Consider the following 680-nt stretch of genomic DNA (forward strand, 5'->3'; position numbering starts at 1 on the left):
CGCGTTGTGACTTTCGGGCAGCCCGCCATTGGTGACTGGACGTTCAAACGTCGCTATCGTCTGGCGCATAAAACCTACCGAATTTGTTGTGATATCGATATTGTGACTTTCATGCCTCCGGTGCCTTTTCTTTACTGGCACGTCGGAAAAATGCTGTGGCTGTACAATGGCAGAATTTATGAGAACACGCCGACACTCATTCGCCTCGGGCGTTCACTGTTTAGTTGGCTGATTCGTCCGTTTTCTTACCATTTAATGAGTAAGTACATCCGAAACAAAGACTTTTTCGATGAACGTTGATTGAAAAACCAAACGATAGACATAAAAAAGCCGGACTGATCCGGCTTTTTCTAAGATTTGAATTACAGCGAAGCAATTTCTTTCTCAAGTTGATATTTGCTGTCGGTGACGATTCTCTCTAGCACTTCAACGCGTCGTTTTAACTCGCCAATTTGCTTTTTGAGGCTTTCTTGCTCTTCTTGGCTCATCGTATTTCGCTCAGAAATCTCTAACGCTCGAACTTCTTTACGATGATTTAAGATCAACTTGACGATCCCGCCTCCAAAAATGGCACCAAACACAATGGCGACAACCAATACATCAGCAATAGATTCCATTCTTTATCTTCCTCTAGATTATGCTCAAATATAAGTTACGCATTTGTTACATGAATATCAAAT

Annotated in this window: 2 protein-coding genes; one reads left to right on the top strand and one right to left on the bottom strand. The window is 42.1% G+C overall.

From position 1 onward, the window contains the following. On the top strand, positions 1-300 hold a 300-nt coding region (locus R8N47_RS25510; protein WP_412034486.1), incomplete at its 5' end, for a lipase family protein. A gap of 62 nt (positions 301-362) precedes the next feature. Here the strand turns inward: R8N47_RS25510 and R8N47_RS25515 are convergent. Then, entirely contained in the window at positions 363-617 is a 255-nt protein-coding gene (locus R8N47_RS25515) for a hypothetical protein (RefSeq protein WP_005460888.1), read from the bottom strand. Positions 618-680: the final 63 nt, after the last annotated feature.

This window comes from Vibrio sp. 2132-1 (assembly GCF_033344315.1).